Origin of the sequence: Segatella copri (genome assembly GCF_009494835.1) — a bacterium.
In the GTDB taxonomy this organism is placed as follows: Bacteria; Bacteroidota; Bacteroidia; order Bacteroidales; family Bacteroidaceae; genus Prevotella; species Prevotella copri_F.
The window spans coordinates 1-1,554 of record NZ_VZBE01000066.1; the positions used below are offsets into that span (position 1 = coordinate 1).

At 46.7% G+C, this 1,554-nt stretch carries 2 protein-coding genes and 1 pseudogene; all 3 read left to right on the plus strand.

Going from position 1 to position 1,554, the window contains the following annotated elements; all coding sequences use genetic code 11:
- Positions 1 to 336: sigma-70 family RNA polymerase sigma factor (locus F7D47_RS09740; RefSeq protein WP_153098391.1), on the plus strand; the 336-nt coding region annotated here is incomplete at its 5' end.
- 10 nt (positions 337 to 346) lie between these two features.
- Positions 347 to 997 (plus strand): DUF4974 domain-containing protein, encoded by a 651-nt coding sequence (locus F7D47_RS09745; protein ID WP_153098392.1) that lies wholly within the window; start codon positions 347 to 349, stop codon positions 995 to 997.
- 21 nt (positions 998 to 1,018) lie between these two features.
- Positions 1,019 to 1,554 (plus strand): annotated as a pseudogene (locus tag F7D47_RS09750) (carboxypeptidase-like regulatory domain-containing protein); the annotation flags it as partial.

A 1,554-nucleotide genomic window follows, 5' to 3' on the forward strand; every position in this document is an offset into this window, starting at 1 on the left:
CTTCTGGTGTGTGTGCGCCATAAATGCCTCAACCTGTTGAGCCGACAGAAGATGAAAGACCGGGTTCATCATCTTCTGAAAGCCGATACTTCGCCTTCGATAGCTCCCCTGGAAGCGATGATTGCCGAAATAGACAGGGAAACCGATAAATACGAAGCAATTCTGGCTTATATGGATACTGAACTCACGCCACAAACCCGCAAGGTACTCGATCTCCGTTTTCGGCAGAAACTGAAATATCGGGAGATTGCTACGGAATTGGGCATCAGCGAAGTGGCAGTTTATAAGCATCTGGCGCAAGGCATCAGAAAATTAAAGCAAAAGTTTAACCCTTAGCAGATTTATTATGGACAAGTTTGAAAAAATACTGGATATCATCGACCATCAGGAGAAGTATTCTGATGAGGAGATTCGTGAAATATTGCAGGATGAGGAATGCCGAAAACTCTATCAGACGATGGTGGAAGTGGATTCTGCACTTGAAAGCCCCTCTCCTATTATTAATGTAGATGAGGAATGGGAGAAATTCAGCCAGGAGCATCAACTTCAGGAAAAAGCAACTCATCCTATAACTTCCTGGCACAAGCTGGCTGCATCCATCGCCGGCTTTGTCTTGATTTCGGGTATTGCCTTTGCCGCAATCCATACTTACATCAAGCGCAGCCAGGAAACAACCCAGGTAACGGCTGATACTCATCCGGAAGCCATAAAATCAGATTCCGCAAAGCAGGTAGCAGCAAAGGATTCCCTGACTCATCCGAAACCAGAAAAGCCAGCCATTCACAAGACTTTCGAGAATGTGGCTTTCGAGCAGATGATTTCAGAGATTGCTTCTTATTATGATTTACAAGTGAAGTTTGAGAATAACGAGGACAAGACCCTCCGCCTCTATTACGAATGGAACAGTCATTCGAGCATCGAGAACATCGTAAAAGAACTGAACCAATTCGAGAATGTAAACATCGAATTGCAACAAAACGAGCTGATTGTGAAATAACAAATAAAAAGCAACATCATTATGAGAAGATTTTCAGCCATCATATTCCTGCTGTGCACGTTCGCCCTGGCGATGAGCGCACAGCACATCCAGCGCAACTATCATGACCGCAGCATGTCGGACGTCCTCATCGACCTCGACAAGGCTTCCAAGCGCTACAAAATCAGCTTCATCTACAACGAACTGGAAGACTTCACAGTTACCCAGAACGTGAAGACAGCCAATATTCCCGATGCCATCCGCAAGGTAATCGGTTTCTATCCGATGCAGATGACCGTGGGCGACAGCCTCATCACCGTGGAGTGCATACGCAAGAGCGAGCGGAAGCTGATAGGCAGACTGATAGACAATCACAATCTTCCTGTAGAATTCGCCAATATCCAGCTGCTCAACCCGAAGGATTCCTCCTTTCTCTGTGGAGGCGTGAGCAACGCCAATGGCGATTTCGTCATCCCCTGCCAGCAGAAGCAGGTCCTCATGAAGGTTTCTTTCGTGGGCTACAAGACGATTTGCAAGCTGGTACCTATTGCCCGCATCGGAAATGTGAGGATGCAGGC